The 21885-nt window shown below is 46.9% G+C and carries 21 protein-coding genes; 16 read left to right on the top strand and 5 right to left on the bottom strand.

Annotated features, from left to right (window positions below; translation table 11 throughout):
• The first annotated feature begins 145 nt into the window (after positions 1–145).
• From AC1DXC_RS26020 to AC1DXC_RS25985, 8 genes are all read left to right on the top strand, one after another.
• The gene (locus AC1DXC_RS26020; RefSeq protein ID WP_477462104.1) at positions 146–1507 is read left to right on the top strand and encodes a DEAD/DEAH box helicase; all 1362 of its coding nucleotides are present in this window, start codon (positions 146–148) and stop codon (positions 1505–1507) included.
• Complete coding sequence (locus AC1DXC_RS26015; protein WP_477462103.1) at positions 1473–1781, top strand: hypothetical protein; 309 nt, start codon at positions 1473–1475, stop codon at positions 1779–1781. Before AC1DXC_RS26020 ends, AC1DXC_RS26015 begins: the two co-directional genes overlap by 35 nt.
• Before the next feature lie 6 nt (positions 1782–1787).
• Complete coding sequence (gene gldC / locus AC1DXC_RS26010; RefSeq protein ID WP_477462102.1) at positions 1788–2117, top strand: gliding motility protein GldC; 330 nt, start codon at positions 1788–1790, stop codon at positions 2115–2117.
• Between the two features lie 8 nt (positions 2118–2125).
• Positions 2126–2548, top strand: a complete 423-nt coding sequence (locus AC1DXC_RS26005; protein WP_477462101.1) for a hypothetical protein — start codon at positions 2126–2128, stop codon at positions 2546–2548.
• Between the two features lie 99 nt (positions 2549–2647).
• Positions 2648–6088, top strand: a complete 3441-nt coding sequence (locus tag AC1DXC_RS26000) for a response regulator (protein WP_477462100.1) — start codon at positions 2648–2650, stop codon at positions 6086–6088.
• A 1-nt stretch (position 6089) separates the two neighbouring features.
• Positions 6090–6932 carry a CheR family methyltransferase gene (locus AC1DXC_RS25995; RefSeq protein ID WP_477462099.1) on the top strand — a complete coding sequence of 281 codons (843 nt, stop codon included), beginning with the start codon at positions 6090–6092 and terminating at the stop codon, positions 6930–6932.
• On the top strand, positions 6922–7515 hold the full coding sequence (locus AC1DXC_RS25990) for a chemotaxis protein CheB (RefSeq protein WP_477462098.1): 594 nt from the start codon (positions 6922–6924) through the stop codon (positions 7513–7515). The genes AC1DXC_RS25995 and AC1DXC_RS25990 overlap by 11 nt, the downstream gene beginning before the upstream one ends.
• A gap of 15 nt (positions 7516–7530) precedes the next feature.
• Complete coding sequence (locus AC1DXC_RS25985; RefSeq protein ID WP_477462097.1) at positions 7531–9465, top strand: response regulator; 1935 nt, start codon at positions 7531–7533, stop codon at positions 9463–9465.
• Here AC1DXC_RS25985 and AC1DXC_RS25980 read toward each other — a convergent pair.
• Positions 9449–9934 carry a methylated-DNA--[protein]-cysteine S-methyltransferase gene (locus tag AC1DXC_RS25980; protein ID WP_477462096.1) on the bottom strand — a complete coding sequence of 162 codons (486 nt, stop codon included), beginning with the start codon at positions 9932–9934 and terminating at the stop codon, positions 9449–9451. The genes AC1DXC_RS25985 and AC1DXC_RS25980 overlap by 17 nt on opposite strands.
• Before the next feature lie 4 nt (positions 9935–9938).
• On the bottom strand, positions 9939–10748 hold the full coding sequence (locus tag AC1DXC_RS25975) for an SDR family NAD(P)-dependent oxidoreductase (protein ID WP_477462095.1): 810 nt from the start codon (positions 10746–10748) through the stop codon (positions 9939–9941).
• Between the two features lie 219 nt (positions 10749–10967).
• Here AC1DXC_RS25975 and AC1DXC_RS25970 point away from each other — a divergent pair, with 219 nt between their 5' ends.
• The 5 genes from AC1DXC_RS25970 to AC1DXC_RS25950 all read left to right on the top strand — a co-directional run bounded on the left by AC1DXC_RS25970 (position 10968) and on the right by AC1DXC_RS25950 (position 15358).
• Positions 10968–11945 (top strand): cation diffusion facilitator family transporter, encoded by a 978-nt coding sequence (locus AC1DXC_RS25970; protein WP_477462094.1) that lies wholly within the window; start codon positions 10968–10970, stop codon positions 11943–11945.
• Positions 11935–12384: an NUDIX domain-containing protein gene (locus tag AC1DXC_RS25965; RefSeq protein WP_477462093.1), complete on the top strand. Its 450-nt coding sequence runs from the start codon at positions 11935–11937 to the stop codon at positions 12382–12384. The genes AC1DXC_RS25970 and AC1DXC_RS25965 overlap by 11 nt, the downstream gene beginning before the upstream one ends.
• Positions 12381–13646 (top strand): adenosylmethionine--8-amino-7-oxononanoate transaminase, encoded by a 1266-nt coding sequence (bioA, locus tag AC1DXC_RS25960; protein ID WP_477462092.1) that lies wholly within the window; start codon positions 12381–12383, stop codon positions 13644–13646. Before AC1DXC_RS25965 ends, bioA begins: the two co-directional genes overlap by 4 nt.
• 3 nt (positions 13647–13649) lie before the next feature.
• Positions 13650–14255 (top strand): hypothetical protein, encoded by a 606-nt coding sequence (locus AC1DXC_RS25955; protein ID WP_477462091.1) that lies wholly within the window; start codon positions 13650–13652, stop codon positions 14253–14255.
• Between the two features lie 113 nt (positions 14256–14368).
• Complete coding sequence (locus AC1DXC_RS25950) at positions 14369–15358, top strand: 3-keto-disaccharide hydrolase (protein ID WP_477462090.1); 990 nt, start codon at positions 14369–14371, stop codon at positions 15356–15358.
• Positions 15359–15757: 399 nt separating this feature from the next.
• Here the strand turns inward: AC1DXC_RS25950 and ung are convergent, their stop codons facing one another.
• Complete coding sequence (ung, locus tag AC1DXC_RS25945; protein ID WP_477462089.1) at positions 15758–16438, bottom strand: uracil-DNA glycosylase; 681 nt, start codon at positions 16436–16438, stop codon at positions 15758–15760.
• 71 nt (positions 16439–16509) lie between these two features.
• On the opposite strand from ung, the gene AC1DXC_RS25940 reads away from it, so the two are divergent.
• On the top strand, positions 16510–17067 hold the full coding sequence (locus AC1DXC_RS25940; protein WP_477462088.1) for a DUF2892 domain-containing protein: 558 nt from the start codon (positions 16510–16512) through the stop codon (positions 17065–17067).
• A gap of 34 nt (positions 17068–17101) precedes the next feature.
• On the opposite strand, the gene AC1DXC_RS25935 is transcribed toward AC1DXC_RS25940, so the two are convergent.
• On the bottom strand, positions 17102–17317 hold the full coding sequence (locus AC1DXC_RS25935) for a hypothetical protein (protein WP_477462087.1): 216 nt from the start codon (positions 17315–17317) through the stop codon (positions 17102–17104).
• A 215-nt stretch (positions 17318–17532) separates the two neighbouring features.
• Here AC1DXC_RS25935 and AC1DXC_RS25930 point away from each other — a divergent pair, with 215 nt between their 5' ends.
• On the top strand, positions 17533–19485 hold the full coding sequence (locus tag AC1DXC_RS25930; RefSeq protein ID WP_477462086.1) for a sialate O-acetylesterase: 1953 nt from the start codon (positions 17533–17535) through the stop codon (positions 19483–19485).
• A gap of 8 nt (positions 19486–19493) precedes the next feature.
• Positions 19494–20090: a hypothetical protein gene (locus AC1DXC_RS25925; RefSeq protein ID WP_477462085.1), complete on the top strand. Its 597-nt coding sequence runs from the start codon at positions 19494–19496 to the stop codon at positions 20088–20090.
• Positions 20091–20095: 5 nt separating this feature from the next.
• Here the strand turns inward: AC1DXC_RS25925 and lysS are convergent, their stop codons facing one another.
• Positions 20096–21817, bottom strand: coding sequence for a lysine--tRNA ligase (gene lysS, locus AC1DXC_RS25920; protein WP_477462084.1), 1722 nt, complete (start codon positions 21815–21817; stop codon positions 20096–20098).
• Positions 21818–21885 lie beyond the last annotated feature (68 nt).

Raw genomic sequence — 21885 nt, 5'->3', positions numbered from 1 at the left:
GATAATTGTTTAGATGCAATGACGGCTAAACAACCTGGTATGTTACAGGATGGTTAATGATTGCTATTAACTTAATATTCTGTCTCAAATCTCTAATCTCACATCTCAAATCTAGCAACCGCACAAAAAGCCTATCTTTGCGGCTATGGGCATACCCTTTGAAGATTTTAAATTTAACCGGCAGATATTGAATGCAATTGCCGATGCCGGTTATACCGAGGCTACGCCGATACAGGAGAAAGCAATCCCGCCGATAATGAACGGGCAGGATGTAATGGGTATTGCCCAAACGGGTACGGGCAAAACCGCGGCCTACGTGCTACCGATATTGATGAAGCTGAAATACGCCCAAGGTGATAGCCCGCGTGCGCTCATCGTATCGCCAACGCGCGAGTTGGCCATGCAGATAGAAGAAAACATCAAAGCCTTCGCCGCCAACACCGACTTAAGAGTTGTAGTACTTTACGGCGGCCTCGGCCCAAAAACACAGATAGAGCAAATCAATAAAGGTGTCGATATCATTGTGGCTACTCCCGGCCGCTTGCTGGATATTTATCTTGCGGGGCATATCGTTACCAAAACCCTGCAGGTGCTGGTGCTTGATGAGGCCGACAAGATGATGGATATGGGCTTTATGCCGCAGATAAACCGAATATTAGAGATAGTACCGGTTAAGCGGCAGAATCTGCTGTTCTCGGCCACTATGTCTGATAAGATACAGGAGCTATCATACAACTTCCTGGAGTTCCCCACCATAATAGAGGTAACCCCGCAGGCTACCACTGCCGAAACGGTTAGCCAGCAACTATACCATGTGCCTAATAATAAGACCAAGATAAACCTATTGAAAGCCCTGATGGATAAAGAGGGCGACATTAAAAAGCTCATGGTGTTCTGCAAAACCCGTGTGGCGGCAGAAGATGTTTACAAATTCCTGTTACGCAAATATGGCGAAACAGGCGTAAAGGTGCTGCACGCCAACAAAGGGCAAAATACCCGTATCAACTCCATCAACTCCTTTAAAAACGATTTGGTGAAGATACTGGTGGCTACGGATGTAGCTTCGCGAGGCATCGATGTAAGCGATGTTAGCCACGTGATAAATTACGATGTGCCGGTGGTAATAGAAGATTACGTACACCGCATAGGCCGTACCGGCAGGGCGTATAACTCGGGTGTGGCCATAACTTTCGCGGTACCTTCAGAAGAGTATTACGTAAACAAAATACAGAAACTTATCAGGCAAACTATACCGGTATTCGATATCCCGGAAGGGGTGTTCATCGAAGAAACGCCTTACGAAGAACGCCAGGAGCAAGCCAAAGAGATAGACCTGCAAAAGCGCAAGGAAGATCCTGACTTTAAAGGAGCCTTTCACGAGAAGAAATCGCTGGCGCAGATAAAGAAATTTGAAGCCGCCAAAGCCAAAAAGAACCCTAATCACCCAAGCAATAAGAAACCCGATAAAAAATATGGAAGCCAAAAGCGATCTGGCAAAAAACGCTGATCAGCCACGTAAATTCAGGATAAGCCCCTTAAACTTCGCAACTGCCGGCTTTTTTATACTGGCTGGTTATATTTGGATCAACGGTGCCAAAATCACAGGCAACCCTTACGAGCACTGGAGCGGTACCATTACCTGGATATTCGTGCTGTTTGGGGTGGTTGTGTCATTACTGGATATAATTTTCCGTAATTTCTTCGCCGAAACTAAAAAACTATGGATTGTAGAGCTAAGCTTTATAACTTTGGTGGCTATTATATTTTTAATTGTTAAATAGAACTTGATGAAGACCGCTGAAATAAAGCTGACTGTACAACTCGACGATAATAACATCCCCGAAAGAATACTGTGGGAATCTACCGATTCGCAAAATAAAGAAGCTTTGCCTGTACAGGCGTTCATGCTGTCGTTATGGGATCAGAGCTACAAAAATACGCTGAAGATAGACCTGTGGACCAAAGATATGCCGGTTGATGAGATGAAACGCTTCTTCTACGAAACCCTGCAAACCATGGGCGATACCTTTTTGCGCGCCACCGGCGAAAAGAACATCGTTGAGGACCTGCGCGACTATTGCGCCCACTTTGCCGATAAAATGGATATCCGAAAATAAATAACTTTATGCGCCTGCCTTCACTATTATCACTTATCGGCTTTATAGTACTTATAGCCGCTACCTATTGCCCCATGCTTAGTGCATTCGGCATGGTTACTATGAACGTGTATAAAATGAATCAGCCTTTTGGCCTGTTGTTGCTACTCGTGGGCATCATTGGTATATTGTGCACGTTTTTTAACCAAACCAAGGTTACGCGCTTTACGGCCTATATTTCCCTGTGCCTGGTAGCACTGCTGCTGGTGGCAGCCGTGTTGAAAGTGAACACCACCTTTAGTTTCATCCCTTTCAAAAGCATCAATGCATTTCTCACCAGGCAACTCAAATTTAAATGGGGCTGGTATGTTTTGTTTGCCGGGCCGGCATTAGCTGTTTTGGGTGCGTTTTTCTCAAAAAACAAGCTACAGGTGCCTCCGCAGCAGGCATAGGTACTTCCTGCGTGTTTAACACTTAGTTTCGTTGTAATTTATTTAGTTAACAAGCGTTTTTTTGAACATATTTGTAGCTAATTAAACCACATTTTACCAATGTTAAAGCTTTCTTTCCGTAGCCAGGTATTAGCAGGTTTTGCTACTTCTATCGTATTGGTGCTTTTTGTTGGCATACTTTCGTTTAAAAGCATCAAGCAGTTAGAAGACGATACCGTATTGGTAGACCATACCCAAAAAGTAATAAAAACCACCAATAATTTACTACAGTTATTAATTGACGGCGAAACCGGCATGCGCGGTTATGGCGCAACCAACAATAAGATTTTTTTAGACCCCTACAATGTTGCAGTTCCGCGCATCAACGAAAGTTTAAAGCAGCTAAGCGTCCTTATAGCCGATAACCCTTTACAGGTAAAACGGGTAGATTCCCTTAAAGAACTTGTTGCCCACCAAATGGCCATTTTAAAAACTAATATCGATGCACGCGATGCCAAGGGGCTTGATTACATGGTGGCCAACCAAATGTTTTTGGCTGGTAAAGGCGATATGGACAGTATCCGTAGTTTAAGGGAACGCGTGATCGAAACCGAAAATCGACTGTTGGCACAGCGCAAGGCGGCATCAGACGATGCATCCAACAAAGCAATTAAGGTTATCATTTTTGGGTCATTGGCCTTCCTTGGGATTGTTATTATCATGTTCTTCTACATACAGGCAACATTCGCCAGGCAGAAGAAGATAGAGGAAGAAGTAAAAATAGCCAATATACAACTGGAGAAAGTACTCGCTGAAAACGAGGCCAAAAACTGGCTGCTTACCGGTACCGGTACCCTGAATGATAAAATGCAGGGCCAGCAAAGTGAGAAAGAACTGGCGGAAAATATATTGGCCGAAGTAAGCCATTACGCAGGCGCACTTACCGGTACGTTTTATCTGTTTAACGAGGCCGAAGAACGCCTTGATCTTTATGCATCCTACGCCTACAATGATCCGGCATCGCTCAAAAAACACATCCGCATATCCGAAGGCTGGATTGGGCAGGCCGCTAAAGACGAGCGCGCCGCCGTGGTAAAAGGCAAGCTGAACGATAAGATAGAGCTTGGTTCATCTATCATTAGCGAGGAAATCATAGAAAGCTTTGTAGTGCCCTTCTTCTTTGATAAAAAACTGAAAGGCGTAATGGAAATCGGTTTCCGCGGCGAACTTCTGGAGCATATTAAAGATTATATACTAATGGTTGCCAATGATATTGGTATTGCTGTAAATACTGCCCAGGCCCGTACCATTATGCACGACCTTTTTGAGGAAACGCAGCAACAAGCCGAAGAACTGGGAGCTCAGCAGGAAGAAATGCGCGTTACCAACGAAGAACTGCTGAACAAAACCGAAATGTTGCAGGCATCGGAAGAGGAATTACGTGTGCAGCAGGAAGAGCTACGCACCATAAACGCCGAGTTGGAAGAAAAAGCCAGCCTGCTGGAAGAAAAGAACCAGGCCATTGAGGAAGCCCGCCAAAACATCACCCAAAAAGCAAACGAGCTGGAGGTGACCGGTAAATACAAATCGGAGTTTTTGGCCAATATGAGCCACGAGTTGCGCACGCCACTGAACAGTATTTTGGTGCTTGCGCGGATTTTGAAGGATAATAAGCCCCTCAACCTTTCTGAGGATCAGATAAAATACGCCAGCGTAATATTTAATGCCGGCAACGATCTGCTCACGCTGATAAACGATATCCTCGACCTCTCGAAGATAGAATCGGGCAAGCTGGATATGCAGAACGATGATGTGCGCATCTCCGAGATACTGAGCGATGTGCAATCGTTGTTTGCAGAAATGGCGATGAACAAAAACATCACCTTCAAAACAACCTCCCTGGGTGTACCTGCAACCCTGTACACCGATAAGCAAAGGACCGAGCAGGTAATCAAGAACCTGCTATCCAACGCGTTTAAGTTTACGCCGGAGGGTGGCTCTATCACGGTTACGGCAAAACCGGGCAGGTTGCCAAAAACAATCAGCTTCAGCATAAAAGACACCGGTATAGGCATACCTGCAGATAAACAGAAGGTAATCTTCGAGGCGTTCCAGCAGGCCGATGGTTCTACCAGCCGCAGGTATGGCGGCACAGGTTTGGGCCTCTCTATCAGCCGCGAACTGGCAAGCTTGCTCGGCGGCCACATCAGTCTTACCAGCGAACCCGGCGAAGGCAGCGATTTTGTGCTAACCTTGCCTCTTGAAGCTCGACAGACCTTACAGCAAGAGCCGCAGGCGCCAACTATAGAATCGTTTAAACCGGCAGAGAATTTCCTGAGCACCGTACCACATAAAGCCGACCCAAACAGCGAGCCTACGGTGGTGATTGTAGAGGACGATAAGAACTTCGCTTCTATTTTACAGGATTACGCCCGCGATCATGGCTACCGCGCCATTATGGTACACGAAGGCACGCATGCCTTTGAAACCATTAAAGAGAAGCATCCGGATGCTGTTATACTGGATATTATGCTGCCTGGCAAAGATGGCTGGCAGATATTGAAAGAGCTAAAGAACGACCCTGAAACATTAGGCATACCGGTGCACCTGATGTCGGCAGGCGAGGCGGCGGCAAACCGCGTGCGCAAGGAGGGTGCCATAAGCTTCCTTAAAAAGCCGGTGAATACCGAAACGCTAGATAAGTTGTTTACCGATATTATGACCAACAGCGGCATGCGCTTTAAGCAGATATTGCTGGTAGAAGATCATAAAGCCCAAAGCCAGGCCCTGCGCGATCTGATGCAAAGCCAGGGTATAACAGTAGATCAGGCTTACGACGGCGAATCGGCCTTCCGCATGCTGCACGAGAATGAATACCAGTGCGTGATTCTGGACCTGAACCTGCCGGATATATCGGGCCTGGATTTGTTGGATAAGATAAAAGAAATAGACCGTTTTGCGGCCCTTCCGGTCATCATCAACACGGCTATGGAACTGGATAAATCATCGGTAAACAGGTTGATGCATTATGCCAACGCTATGGTGGTGAAAACCAGCAAATCGAGCGACCGGCTTATTGATGAGGTGAACCTGTTCCTGAACAAAATAAGCGAATCTGCAGGCTCTGCACCGCAGGCATCTTCGCCAATATCTCCTAAGAGGCCTATCACTGCCAATAAAGACAGCCTGAAAGGCAAGAAAGTGTTGGTGGTAGATGACGATATGCGCAACATCTTCGCGCTGAGCAGCGCGCTGGAAAGCTATGACCTTAACGTGGTAATAGCTAACGATGGCGAGGAAGCCATAGCCAGGCTTGAGGAAATGGCTGATATTGATATTGTGCTGATGGATATCATGATGCCTAAAATGGATGGTTACGAGGCTACGCGCCATATACGCAAGCAAAACAAATGGGCCAAGTTGCCCGTTATTGCCCTGACCGCCAAAGCCATGAAGGATGATCGCGAAAAATGTATAGCCGCAGGCGCAAACGATTACATTACTAAGCCGGTTGATATAGACAGGCTTATTGCCCTGATGCAACTCTGGTTGGATAGCTAATATGATAGACGACACGACAGGTAAGGACAATAACATAACAAATCCGCAGCTTACGGAGTTGATAGACCTTGTAAAAAAGATACATGGCTTCGATTTCGGCGATTATACCAAGGCATCCTTAAAGCGGAGGCTGGCGCGTATAATGATGCTGAAAAAGCTGAGCTTTTACGATCTGAAGCATATATTGGTGAACGACCCCGATTTTTTCCAGGAGTTTTTGGAAGAAATAACCGTGAACGTTACCGAGATGTTTCGCGATCCTGCGTTTTATAAAGCCCTCAATAGCCAGGTGCTGCCTTATCTTTCTACCTACCAGCACGTAAAGGTATGGTGTGCGGGCTGTTCATCGGGCGAGGAAGCCTATTCGCTGGCTATCCTGATGAAAGAGGAGGGGCTGGCCAAAAAATCGTTCATCTACGGTACCGATATCAATACCGAAGTATTGAAAGAGGCCCGTAAAGGCATATATAGCCTGCGCAAGATTAAAAGCTACGCCGAGAATTACCTGTTTACCGGGCTGCCCGGATCCATAACCGACCATTTTACCGTGATGTACGATGCCGCGGCGGTACATAGCGAACTTAAGCAGAATACGCTTTTCTCGGTGCACAACCTTATATCCGATACCGTTTTCAACGAGTTCCAGATGATCAGTTGCCGCAACGTTTTCATCTATTTCGAAACGGAATTGCAGGAGCGCATCCTGGATTTGTTTTATAAAAGCCTTTGTCCGTTAGGGTATCTTTGCTTAGGTAATAAAGAAACCATCCGCAGCGATAATTTCCGCAAGAAGTTTAAGGCCATCAATCAAAAAGAAAACATATACCAAAAAATTGGCGCTTGATAGCACATTAGTACAGCGGTTCAAAGAATCGAAGCTGCTGCTTTTAGGCGGTTCGGCGGGCTCGTTTAAATTGTTGTTTGCGCTGGTTAAAGCATTCCCGCACGATTTCAATAAAACGGTCATCATCGTTATCCATCGTAAAAAGAACTTTTATAGCGAAATAGAAAAACTGTTTGCCGAAAACAGCCGTATGTTGCTGCGGGAAATTAGCGATAAAGAGCCGCTTGATAGTAATACAATATATATAGCGCCTGCGAATTACCATACATTGATAGAGAAAAAAGGCTATTTTTGCCTTGATGTTTCAGAAGCGGTTTGGTACTCAAAGCCTTCTATAGACGTTACCTTTGAAAGTGCCGCATACGCATATGATAAAAATTGCACAGCCGTACTGTTCTCAGGGGCAAACCAGGATGGGGCGGAAGGCCTGCTAAAACTCCGTAACAGCGGGGCTTTAACTATAGCTCAACACCCTGAGGATGCCGAAATGGCGGAAATGCCCAACGCTGCTATTCAAATTGGTGCCGCTGAGTACATATTACATACAGCAGAAATATTCAAGCTTTTACAGAACGATACTTAATACCCCCATTATTGTATGACCCCCATTAACATCCTTATCGTAGACGACAGGGAAGAAAACATAATTGCACTTGAAGCATTGCTGCAACGGAAAGATATAAAGCTGTTTACCACTACTTCGCCGAACGAAGCCCTTAAGATTGCCTGGGAAAACCAGATAGCTATAGCCTTGGTAGATGTGCAGATGCCTGAGATGGACGGCTTTGAATTGGTGGATATGCTTAAATCGAACCCGCGCACCAAAGATATCATGGTGATTTTCGTTACTGCTATCTCTAAGGAAAGTAAGTACGCTGTAAAGGGCTTTGGTGCGGGCGCAATAGATTACCTGTACAAACCGCTAGATCCATACATCACTTCGGCCAAAGTAGATTCGTTTGTACAGCTGGCCCGATATCAGGATCAAATAAAAGCAAAAAATGCAGAGCTGGAAGATTACGCTACCGTGGTGAGGAACAGTGCCGATATGATTTGCTCTGTTGATGCTACCACCCTGAGGGTAAAAACCATAAACCCTGCTGTAGAAAAAATTTTAGGCTACAAGCCTGCCGAAGTACTGGGCCGACACATCATAGACCTGGCGATAGCAGACGACCGCGACGAGTTTAAGAAGAAACTAGGCGAAATCATCAGGGATAACCTGCAGTTCGCTACATTTGAGTTCCAGTTTGCCACTTTCGACAAAAGTTCTATCTGGGCAGATTGCCGCGTATCGTACCGTAACCGGGTGTTGTTTATGAACATCAGCGATTGCACGCCCCAGAAGAGTTACCAACAGCAATTAATAAAATCAAAGGAAGCGGCAGAGTACGGCAAAAAGGTAAAGGAAAACTTTTTGGCCAACATGAGCCACGAACTGCGTACGCCTGTAAACGGCATCATAGGTCTGAGCAATCTGTTGCGCAAAACCGGCGTTACCGATAAGCAAGGCAACCTGCTGGATATGCTGGAAACCTCCTCGCGTTCGCTTTTGGGTGTTATAAACGATGTGCTGGACATCTCTAAGATAGAGGCCGGCAAATTCAACATCGTGCGTGCTTCGGGCAATATCCGCAACGTTATCGAATCGGTACATGGGCTGCTGAAGTTCAGTGCCGACGAGAAGGATGTAGAGTTTGCGCTGGAGATAGATAACGACGTGCCGGACGACCTGATGATGGATTCGTTACGCATTAACCAGATTCTGATGAACCTGATAAGCAATGCCATCAAGTTTACGGATAGGGGCATGGTAAAAGTAAAAGTATCGGTACTGCAAAAGAGCCAGGGCAAAATAAAACTGAAGTTCAGCGTAGAAGACAGCGGCATAGGTATCCCTGCGGACAAACTCACGCGGATATTCGAATCCTTCGAACAGGCTGATGAGGATACAGCCAGCAAATATGGCGGCACGGGCCTGGGCCTGGCCATCGTAAAGAAACTGGTAGAATTGAAGGGCGGCGAGCTCACCGTGAGCAGCCAAGTGGGTAAAGGCAGCGTATTCAATTTTATCAATTGGTTCGATATATCGCAGGTGCCGCAGCAAAGGCCGGTAAAGGCAAAAGAACTGGAACCCTTTGCAGGCCTTAACGTTTTGGTAGCCGAGGATAATATGATAAACCAGTTTATGCTGGTAAAGATGTTAAAAGATTGGAACGTAAACGTATCAGTGGCTGATAATGGCAATACGGCCCTGGAACGCCTTAAAGAGGAAGACTTTGATTTGGTATTAATGGATACCCACATGCCTGGTCTAAACGGCTACCAGACTGCACGTTCCATCCGTATGGATTTTGACGAGCCTAAACGCAGTGTGCATATCATATCCCTTTCGGCTGCTGCTTATGAGCATGAGCATAAGGAGGCCTTAGCGTCTGGCATGAATGATGTATTGTCCAAGCCGTTCGAGCCGCACGAACTGCATAGCAAAATAGTGAAATTGCTTAACGGCAAAGCTAAAAAGGCAACTTAGTTTGGCCTATGCCCATTACGCGGGCCTCATGTTCTAAAAGCCACTGCTTGCGCCATAGGCCGCCCGCGTAGCCGGTTAGGCTGCCGTTGCTGCCTATTACACGATGGCAGGGCACAACTATCCAAAGCATGTTTTTGCCGTTCGATGCAGCTATAGCCCGTATTGCCAGCGGATTATTCATTTGGTTAGCCAACTGCAGGTAACTCATGGTGCTGCCATATTTTACGGTAAGCAGGTTCTTCCACACTTCTTTTTGGAAATCGGTACCCGGTTGGTTTATCGGCAGATCGAACTCTTTGCGCGTGCCGGCAAAATACTCGTCTAATTGTTTTATTGCAAGGATTATAGCAGGGGATGGCGACGGCGTTTCCACGTATTCCTCATCCCTGATGCTGATGGAAGTAATAAACTCCTCGTCGGCTCTTATGCGCACGAAGCCCACAGGTGTTTTATGGAATGCCTCGTACATACAGCTATGAGTTTTCGGCTTTTAGCAGAGCTTTGTAATATACTTTGCCCATGTTTTTAGTGATGAATTTGCGCGGCATAAAACTCATGAACACGTTGCCAACCCGGTTCAGGAAGCCAGGTATATGCACATGTCTGCGTTTGATGAATGCATCAAGCCCTTCGGCAGCGGCCTGACCAACAGGCATCAGCCAGCTTTTAAGGTCGTTGAAGTTTTTGCCTTCGGTCATTTCTGTAGCTATGCCGCCGGGGGCGTACACGGTTAGGGAGAGTGCCGGGTTCCTTATTTCTACCGATAAAGCGTTGGCAAACGCCATAATGAACGCCTTGGTTGCCGAGTACACCGCCTGGTAAGGCACCGGGAAAAACGCCGCCATGCTGGATACGATCATCACGCCGCCTTCAATACCTGCTTTCTCGAAATGGCCGATAAGCCTGCTGGTCATGTAAACCACGCTGTTTACATTGGTCTTCATGATGTTTTCGGTTTGTTCCCAGGGCAAATCGCTGTGGCGGCCAAAGTAGGTAACGCCTGCATTAAGTATCGCCCCGTAAAGCTCATCTCCGGCAAGGCTTTGGTCTATCATACGCACTACATCATCGTGCACGGATAAGTCGGCAACGATTACTTTTACCTGCACGCCTGCGGCGGCTTCCAGCTCGGTTTTTAACTGGTCAAGCTTGTCTTTCCGGCGGGCGGCTATGATGAGGTTTGCGCGGTGCTTAATGGCTAACTGCCGGGCCATTTCCTGCCCCAGGCCCGATGACGCGCCGGTAACCAGCACCCATTTATCAGCTAATTCGAGTTTCTTCATAATCACAAGCAGTAAAACTAAGGAAATATCGGGAAACAATAGCCGCCTTATCTGCGCTTACGGAATAGCTGCCCAATTGCGCACGCGGGAGGCCGCGTGTAAAGCATTTTTTGCTCAGATCATCATTATTAAACCATATTCCCGCTCAATCGTTACCATTAAAAAAAATGACGAGGCGAAATTTTCCTTAAGTTTGCCCTCTCCAAAAAAGTACGCGTTTTGAAAGAGCACAAACAGATTATCCTACTATCGCTTATTACCGGTGTTGTGCTTATGGTAATGAAGTTTGCCGCATACTTTTTAACCAACTCCAACTTTGTACTTACCGATGCTGCCGAAAGCATCGTAAACGTAGTGGCCAGCGGCTTTGCATTCTACAGCATTTACCTGGCCTCGCTGCCGCGCGACGAGAACCACCCCTACGGGCATGGCAAGGTGGAGTACTTCTCGGTGTTTTTAGAGGGTGCCCTTATAGGCATAGCGGGCGTTATCATTATTCTCAAATCGGTTTATAGCCTCTTCAATCCCGAAGAGATACGCGACCTCATTCGTGGCGCAGCTATTATAGGCTTTACCGGCGGGGTGAACGGATTGCTAGGCTATTATATGGTGCGCAAAGGGAGAGCACTACCCTCTATTACTATTGAGGCTGACGGTAGGCACCTTCTTACTGATACTGTTACCAGCACCGGGTTGGTGCTTGGTTTACTACTCATTTATTTTACCAAAATATTATGGCTGGATAGTGCTTTATCCATCCTTGTAGGCTTTTATATAACTTTTACGGCGTATAAACTCATCCGGAAATCGGTAGCGGGGCTGATGGACGAAACGGACTTCATCGTAGTAAGTGACGTAGTGAAATTGCTGGGCGAAAAGCGCCGCTACGAATGGATAGATATACACAACTTGCGGGCGCAAAAGTATGGCAACGATTTGCATATCGACTGCCACCTTACGCTGCCCAACTACTTCGACCTGAACAAGGTGCACGAGGAAGTGAAGGAAGTGGAATGGCTGATAAACCGTGAGGCGGGCATCAAAACCGAATTATTCATACATACCGACCCGTGCCTGCCCTTTTGCTGTCACTATTGCGGCATGCCCAATTGCCCCATACGCTCGGAGGCAAAAACGGAGGAAATTGAATGGACGATGGAGAAAGTAATGCGTAACAAAAAACACTATGAGCAATAAGGAGTTTTTCAACGTCCGTGTGTACGGGCTGCTTATCAACAGCGACAACGAAGTGTTGTTGAGCGATGAGCAAGAATACGGCATGCGTTTTACCAAGTTCCCGGGCGGGGGCTTAGAGTATGGCGAGGGGCTTATTGATGGCCTTAAACGCGAGTTTATGGAAGAGTGCAGCCTGGAGGTAGAGGTAACGAGCCATTTTTACACGACGGATTTCTTCGTAAAATCGGCTTTTAACGATAGCCAGCTTATCAGCGTTTACTACATGGTGAAAGCTATTTCTGATATTACTTTCACGGCAAAAACCATCGCTTTCGATTTTGAAGGCGAGGGCGAAGTGCTGCAAGCCTTCCGCTGGGTAAGGCTTGCTGATGTGGTACCCGCCAACTTTACTTTCCCGGTTGATGACCACGTAGCGAAACTCCTGATAAAATCCTTATGAGTTTAGTTGAACGCGACCTTGCCGTTATCTGGCATCCCTATACCCAAATGATGACGGCGCAGCCGCCTATCCCAATAGTTAGGGGTGATGGCGCCAGTTTGTATGCAGAAGACGGGAAAGAATATATCGATGCGGTATCATCCTGGTGGGTAAATATCCATGGGCATGCGCATCCCTACATCGCAAAAAAAGTTGCAGAACAGATTCAAAAACTGGAGCACGTTATTTTTGCAGGTTTCACCCACGAGGGGGCCGTGCAACTTGCCGAGCGGCTTTTGCAATTGCTGCCATCCAATCAAAAAAAGGCCTTTTATACCGATGACGGTTCTACCGCGGTAGAAGCCGCCATAAAGATGTGCCTGCAATATTGGCTAAACAAAGGGCAGCAACGTACGAAAATATTGGCTTTTAAGAATGCTTATCATGGCGATACCTTCGGTGCCATGTCGGTAAGTGGGCGCAGTGCTTTTACTGCTGCTTTCGATAGCCTGCTGTTCGAGGTGGAGTTTTTAGATTTGCCCGATGCTGATAACATCGAGGAATTAAAATCTCAAATCTCAAACCTCAAATCTCAAATCTCTTGCTTCATTTTCGAACCCCTGGTGCAAGGTTCTGCGGGTATGATTATGTATGAAGCAGAATACCTTAACCAACTGATGGCACATTGCCAGAGGGAGGGCATACTGCTGATAGCCGATGAGGTGTTCACCGGCTTTGGTCGCACTGGCAAGAACTTCGCCTGCGAATATGTGCAGATACAGCCCGATATCATGTGTTTTTCCAAAGGGCTGACCGGCGGCACCATGGCGCTGGGGCTTACTACCTGCACGCAGGCAATTTATGATGCCTTCCTTTCAGAAGACCGGACGAAGACCCTGTTCCACGGGCACTCTTACACGGCAAACCCGGTGGCTTGTGCAGCAGCGCTGGCAAGCCTCGATTTGTTCGTTGAGCCGGCTACCCAACAAAACATTGATAGGATAGCGGCCAAACATGCAGCCTTTGCCGAACGCATCAAAAGCCATAGTTCTATCCGAAGCACCCGCCAAACAGGTACCATACTGGCTATGGAATGGGAAACAGGCAACGATACCTCGTATTTCAGCGGGCTGCGCGATAAGCTTTACCATTATTTCCTGGACAAAGGCATCATCCTGCGCCCCCTTGGCAACGTTATTTATATTTTACCCCCGTATTGCATTAGCGATACCCAACTCGATTATATTTACCAAAGCATCGGGCAAGCGCTCGATGAGATCTGATTTATGCAACTGAACATTATCTTAACCAAAATTATTGCCAAAAACCGCTTGCACGCCCGCTGGCTAAACACGCTATCGCTGATGGAGAACACCGGAGCGCGCAAAATATCGGCCAGCGAAGACCCTGCCACGGTTACTTATATTATTTTGAAACACGCTGCCGAAGAGCACCGCCATGCTTTCTACCTTAAAAAACAGATAGAAAAAACAGGGGTGGACTGCCCAACCTATGCGGGCGAATACCTGCTTGCCCCGGAATTTAGTAAGCGTTACCTCCATCAATTGGATATAGATGTTTGCCGATACCTTAAGTATGGTTTAAGCCTGTCGGGTGCAGAGCTGCGTTTTGCGGCGTACTTGTTGGTTACCTACGCAATTGAAGTTCGTGCCGATGAACTTTACCCCATCTACCAGGATGCGCTTGACCAGGCCGCCAGCAAGGTGAACGTAAAATCCATCATCCTGGAGGAAGAAGGGCACCTGGAAGAAATGATTAAACAACTACAGCTTTTCTCGCCCGACTGGCAGTTGCATGCCAACAAAGCCGTAGAGATGGAAACCGTATTGTTTGCCAAATGGGTAGAGAATTTGGCGGTGGAGATAGGGTAGGAACACAGTTAAGATTCAATCATTGGTTGCAGGCTAAACCGATATTGCACGTTTTGGGCTATATTTTAAAATCCCAATTAACTTCGTAGCTTTAAAAAATATAACCAACAATTATGAAAATTTTACCGGGAACATTTTGCAGGGGCATCGCCCGCTTTATCGGCGTACAACTTGTTTTGCTAATTATCTTAACGGCATCCTTCAGAGCATCCGCCCAGGATCATCAATTGCTTAAAGACCCCGACGTTATAGGCAGATGGGACCTGACGATGGAAAAGGACGGTAAAACCCAGCCATCCTGGCTGGAGGTGCAAAAATCTGGCACGCATACGCTTATCGGCCGTTTTACGTATGCTTTTGGCAGCGCGAGGCCTATCTCGGAAGTTAAGCCTCACGATGGCAAATTTAGTTTCTCCATCCCGCCACAATGGGAACAGGGCGACCGCAACATGGATTTTGAATTTGAAGTTGCCGGCGATGTAATAAAAGGCAGCATGGTTTATACCGATGGCAAAACCTACAACTTTACCGGCGTGCGTGCGCCACGCATGTTGCCAGCCAAGGCACCGGTTTGGGGTAAGCCAATCGTACTGTTCAACGGCAAGAACACCAAAGGCTGGCACACCGATGGCAGGCCCAACCAATGGATAGTGGAAAAAGGCGTATTACGCAGCCTGCAATCGGGCGCTAACCTGCTAACCGATAGAACCTTCGGCGATTTCAAATTGCATATCGAATTCCGCTACAAGCAGGGCAGCAACAGCGGCGTGTACCTGCGTGGCCGTTACGAAGTGCAGGTAATTGATACCAAAAGCGGCGAGCCTGAGCCAATAAACAACCAATTCAGCTCTATCTATGGCTTTTTGCCGCCAAATAAAATGATGGCCAAAAACCCCGGCGAATGGCAAAGCTACGATATTACGCTGGTTGGTCGCCTGGTTACCATAGTAGCCAACGGTACCGAAGTAATCTGCAGGGCAGAAATCCCCGGTATTACAGGAGGCGCCATTGACAGCCGGGAAGGCGAGCCCGGCCCACTAATGATACAAGGCGACCATGGGCCCATCGATTACCGCAATATTGTGATAACACCAGCTAAATAAAAGCCTGATAGCTCAATAAGCAAAACGAGCCCTGCAATTCAGTTTGCAAGGCTCGTTTTGTTTGTTAGACATTCCTCATCGCCAGGCCTCAATAACGCGGCGTCCTAAATTTTACGTTAGAATAGCCGCACACCTGAGGTTTGCGCATCTATTTTTCCCCATCTGCATATTTGCACATCAATGCCGTTTACTTAAGCAATCCTGAAATGCGCCATCGGCGCAACATGTCGGTAGCTAATCAATATTCAGGTATTCGCATACCGTAGGTATGCTACATCGCGCGTATTGTACCTACGGCACAATGGTCGTTTTTGCTGTTTTGCTACCGACATTTGGCCCCGATGGGGCCAGCCTTTGAGTAAACGACATTGATTTGCCTATCTGAAGTCTGCACATCAATTAGATTTGCCAATCAATCTCATCTTTTCCCTCTTTCCGCAAAAACTCATTCGTTTTAGAGAACGGCTTTGATCCGAAGAACCCACCATGGCTTACTGCAAGCGGCGAGGGATGGGTAGATTTGATGATGAGATGGTTGTTATTGGGGTTTATTAGCACGCTTTTCGATTGTGCATAAGCTCCCCAAAGGATAAATACCAATCCCGCTTTTTCATCGGATAGTTTTTTGATGGCAGCATCGGTAAAGATTTCCCAGCCTTTCTTTTGGTGCGAGCCTGCGGTGGCGGCCCGCACGGTTAGTGTGGCGTTTAGCAATAATACGCCTTGCTTTGCCCATTTGGTTAAATCGCCGCTTTGGGGGATACTGAAAGCGGGAATATCGGTAGCTAACTCTTTATAAATGTTTTTTAAGGAGGGCGGTGCGGGGACACCCTCGCGTACCGAAAATGATAGTCCATGCGCCTGCCCCGGCCCATGGTAAGGGTCCTGACCTATGATAACTACTTTCACGTCATCGAGCGGGGTGGTGTTGAAGGCATTAAATATTTCGGCATTTTTAGGGTAGATAGTATGCCCAGCATCCCGCTCCTGTTTCAGGAAGCTTTTCAGTTGCAGCATGTAGGGCTTCTCCAGTTCTTCGCCCAAAATATTTTTCCACGATGGTTCTAATTCTCCGGCCATAAATCTTGATACAGATGTTTTATTATGCTTACAAATAACGATATTCGCACTTTGATTATACAATACAAATGATGTCGAATTTAGTAAGATTGATTATAGCCTGCGTTACCATGGGCGGCGGTGTTGCCCTTTGTGTTTTTGGCTTTTGGGGTTGGGGCATCCCTGTTGTTTTGATTGGCGGTTTAATATTGCTAACCTTCTTTTTTAACGAAAATATGCTGATTGCCCAGTACTACCTGCGCAAGGAAAATAGCGAGGAGTCTGAAAAATGGTTGTTGAAAATTACCGATTACGAAAAACAGCTATACAAAGGTCAGCACGGTTACTACAACCTGCTTATCGGTTTGATAGAATCGCGCAAGGCGCCGCTAAAATCTGAGAAATACTTTAAGAAAGCCCTGAGTCTTGGCATGGGCATGAGCCACAATACGGCACTGGCCAAGTTAAGCCTGGCAGGTATATCAATGGCGAAACGCGATAAGCGCAACGCCGAGATCTATTTGAAGGAAGCCGCCAAAGACGATAAGAACAAGCTACTTGCCGATCAAATCAAAATGATGAAAGGACAAATGGCCCAAATGGATAAACAGCAGGTAGTACGCGGCGGTTTCCGCCAGCAGAAGTTCTAAAGCCGGTAAATCGATAGACGAAAGATAGCAAAAGCTATTTTTCGTCTATCGAACTGTAATATTCAGGCTCCGAAGAGTCGCTTTGTTTAGCGGATAGATAGCTGTCTATATAGTTGAATTCCTTCTGTTCGCTTGGCTTAGAAACCTCCACCATTTTCAACAGGCTACGGATAAACGACAGGTCGAAAGTGCTCCTGTTTAGTTTTATCAGGTACTCGTTTTCGGTTATTTCCAGGATAGAGTTAGTCATGAGTATTCGTATTAATATGATTTTTATAAAGTTAAAGATGTTGTTTAATGCGAAAGTCCTTTTTACTTTATGCTTTTGTTAAGAAATTGTGAATAAAGTTTGGCCGGTTTTTCACAACTGTGGAAAGCCTGCGTTGATAACCACTCCTCATTCGGCGTAAATACCTATATTTACCTTGCCAACCAGCTAAAAAAATCTTACAGGTAATACCGCACATGAAAGCCTTACTCTTCATCATCTCTGCATGCTTTGTAACCAACGCGGGCTACGCGCAGCTTGCGCCGGCCAAATTATTCAACAACCATATGGTTTTGCAGCGCAACCAACCCATACCGGTTTGGGGTACGGCTGCTAAAAACGCAAAGGTTACCGTTAGCCTTAATAACAACTCAAAAACAGCCACTACCGATGCTGCCGGGTATTGGAAAGTTATGCTCGCGCCGATGAAGGCCGGCGGCCCGTATAAAATGCTTATATCATCGGGCAAGCAATCGCTTACTTATACTGATGTGATGTTAGGCGAGGTGTGGGTATGTTCGGGGCAATCTAACATGGAGTTCCACCTTAGGGATGCTTACGGCTACAAAGCCGAGCGGAAGTTGGCCGCCAGCGTTGCCGTGCGGCAATTCGATGTGCCACGCAAGGTAAGCCTCATGCCCTTGGCCGAATTAAGCGGAGGCGAATGGCGGTTAGCCACGAATGCTACCGTAGGCGATTTTTCTGCCGTTGGTTATTTCTTCGCCAAGCGCCTTGCCGAAAACCTGCATGTGACGGTGGGCCTTGTAAACAGCAGTTGGGGCGGTACGGAGGCGGAGGATTGGATAAGCAAAGATGCCATGCTGGCCTCGGCGGAATTGGGCACAGTTGTACCCGGTTTGCCTGTTGACGATAAGCAGTTGGCCGCCCGCGCCGACAATAAATTAAAACGCTGGGCTTTCCGAAACGGGGAAACCGTAAATTATAACCTGGCGGACCTCGCCGCAAAACCCGCCACCTTTTTCGATGCCTGGCAGCAGGGTTATATGCCCAGCTCCTGGGAGTGGGTGGGCAGGCTATATTCGTACCGTGGGCAGGGGTTTATGCAACGCAGCATTGTTTTGGATAGTACTTACATTACCGAGGGTTCATCTATATCCCTTGGGAATTCCGCTGCGAATACCACGGTGTACCTCAACGGCGTGCGTTTAGATAAAGGCGATAATGCCACCACGTTTAAGCTGCCCGCCGGTAGCTGGGCGGGCGGTGCCAACAGCCTACTGATTTACCTGGGCGCGCAAAAGGATACCTCGCGGTTCGATATGGGCCTTAGCGGCCCGGCGCAGGATATGTACGTGCGCTTTGCCGATACTACGATTACGTTGGCCGACAGCAAATGGCGCGTAATGCCCGATTTGAGCAAGCCCTACCATTTTGCTTTCCTGCCCAATAACAACGCATCATCGCTTTATAACAGCATGATAAACCCCATAGTGCCCTACGGCATGGCGGGCGTTATCTGGTACCAGGGCGAGGCCAATGCCGATAGGGGTTACCAATACCGCAGTGTTTTCCCGCTGCTGATCAGCAACTGGCGCGATAAGTGGAAATCAGCATTTCCGTTTTTGTTTGTGCAGTTAGCCTCATTCGGCGGTACGCAAAACAGCAATGCAGGCAGTAATTGGGCAGAACTCCGCGAAGCGCAAAACTTAACCTTAAAATTACCTAATACTGGCACGGCTATAACCATAGATGTGGGCGAAGCATTTAACATCCATCCAAAAGATAAAGCAACCGTTGGCTATCGACTGGCGGCATCGGCTTTCAACCTGGTTTACCATGTACCGGGCTTTGCCGAAAGCCCGCAGTTTGTATCTGCGGATTTTAGCAATGGATATGCGCTCATTAACCTGAGCCACGCCGAACAAGGTTTGATGGTAAAAGACAAGTATGGGTACATAAAAGGTTTCGAGCTTGCAGGTGCCGATCATAAATTTTACTACGCACAAGCGGTAATCACAGGTAATCAGGTAAAGGTTTGGTGCCCGGCAGTACCTAACCCCGTAGCTGCCCGCTACGCCTGGACGGATGCGCCGCTGGATGCCAACCTGTTCAATACGCAAGGCATGCCGGTAAGTCCCTTCCGTACGGATAGCTGGCCGGGTGTTTCGGCGGGAAAGAAATTTGAATAGCTTTGTATATGGACGAACAGCTTAAATCAAATCTTGTCACGTTTGCTTGTACTGCGCTGATTACTTGGATAGTTAAAAGCTTTTATGATAATTTATTTAAAATACGTCCTCGCGTCTACATCACGTTAGAAAATATTCTCTTTTCTCAAATGAATATTAACTATATGCGTTTTGATTTAAAGTGGTATCCGAAATTCGTGATTAAAAATAATTCAAAATATACTGCAGAAAATATTCAGTTAATTTCGACAATTGGAAAGGAATTAAGTGACGTTTCAGCATCTAAATTACTTGCTCCTAATAATCATCTTGACAGCTATCAGCAAATAAATTTAGAAACAACGCTTAGTTTGAGTATTCCTTACGAAGAGATGGTAGAAACATTTATTGAAGAAGATGGTACCAGAGTAAGTCTTCCTGGAACTAAAGTGCCTGAACCAAAAGAGTTTTTTAAACCCGAAGGCTTAAAAAACATCTTCTTTATTCTTAAATATAAAAGCGAGTCGGATAAATCGTTTTATACTTTGTATAGACGTAAAAATGGAATCGAAACAAATAAAATGTTTAAATTCAATCCCATGTATATCAAAAGGCTTTATCTATAAATATTTCACGAACACCAGGCTATCACCTCTTCTTTGGTAGGCATGGGGATTTCCAGTTTCAGTTTCTTGCGCATACCGCCAAGGTCGTTAAATAACTTGTTGGCGTTGGTTGCTTTCAGTTGCTCTACGGTATTGATGCTCATTTTGTTAAGCACAGGCACCCATTCGGCGGGTACGCCTGCGGCAATAAAATCATCAGAGGTGGCAACCTGTGCCTTTTTCTCAGGGCGCATCTGCGGGAAGAACAAAACTTCCTGTATAGTGCTTTGGTTAGTCATCAGCATCACCAAACGGTCGATACCGATACCCAGGCCCGATGTTGGTGGCATACCGTATTCCAGCGCACGCAGGAAGTCATCGTCCATAGCCATTGCCTCATCATCGCCGCGTCCGGCTAATATTAGTTGCTCTTCAAGTCGCTCGCGCTGGTCTATCGGGTCGTTCAGTTCAGAGTAAGCGTTGGCTATTTCCTTGCCGTTTACGAACAGCTCAAATCGTTCAACCAAACCATCTTTCGTGCGGTGCTTTTTGGCCAGCGGCGTCATTTCGATAGGGTAGTCGGTAATGTAAGTAGGCTGTATCAGGTTCGCTTCTACCTTTTCGCTGAAAATCTCATCTACCAGCTTGCCTTTACCCATAGTGGCATTGGTTTCTATACCCAAATCGGCACAAACCTTTAATAAGCCAGCCTCATCCATTGCCGATACATCGATGCCGGTGTACTTCAGGATAGAATCGTACATACTCAGTTTCTCGTATGGGCCAGCAAAGTTTATCTCGTGCTTGCCCACCTGCACCACGGGGATACCGTGAACGGCTTTGGCAACGGTCTCTAAACACTCCTCCACCATGGCCATCATCCAGATATAATCTTTGTAGGCCACATAAATTTCCATTGCGGTAAATTCCGGGTTGTGGGTACGGTCCATGCCCTCATTGCGGAACATCTTGCCAAATTCATACACGCCGTCGAAACCGGCAACAATCAGCCTTTTCAGGTAAAGCTCATTGGCAATCCGCAAAAAGAGCGGCATATCCAGCGTGTTGTGGTGCGTATTGAACGGACGAGCCGCTGCGCCGCCATGCACGGCCTGCAGTATTGGGGTTTCCACCTCCATCCAGCCCTGCGCGTTAAAGTAATTGCGCATGGCGCTGATTACCTTAGAGCGGTTGATGAAAATGTTTTTATAATCGGGGTTAACGGTTAAATCTACATAACGCTGGCGGTAACGCATTTCCGGGTCGGTAAAGCCATCGTGTATGGTGCCGTCTTCCTCGCGTTTTACCACAGGCAGCGGTTTCAGGGATTTTGCCAGGATGGTCAGTTCTTCGGTATGCACCGATATTTCGCCCGTTTGGGTAATAAACACGAAGCCTTTTACGCCTACGTAATCGCCTATATCCAGTAACTTCTTGAATACGGTATTGTAAAGCGTTTTATCCTCGTCGGGGCAAATATCATCGCGTTTGAGGTACACCTGCACGCGGCCTGTACTATCCTGCAGTTCAAAAAAAGAGGCGCTACCCATAATACGGCGCGTCATGATACGGCCGGCTATGGTAACCTGTTTATACTTATCCGGGGAGGCTTCAAAATTGTCATTAATATCCTGCGCCCATGCATTTACATCATAGGCTTCGGCTGGGTAAGGGTTAATGCCTAAGGCACGTAACTCTTGCAACGATTTGCGGCGGAAAACTTCCTGTTCGGATAGCGCGATACTCATATCAGTACGGTGTATTTTAAGGCTGCAAAAATAGGGTTTTTATTTAGATGTGAGATGTTAGATTTGAG

This window comes from Mucilaginibacter sp. P2_D11 (assembly GCF_056404435.1).
This window is presented reverse-complemented; position numbering and strand designations above follow the sequence as displayed.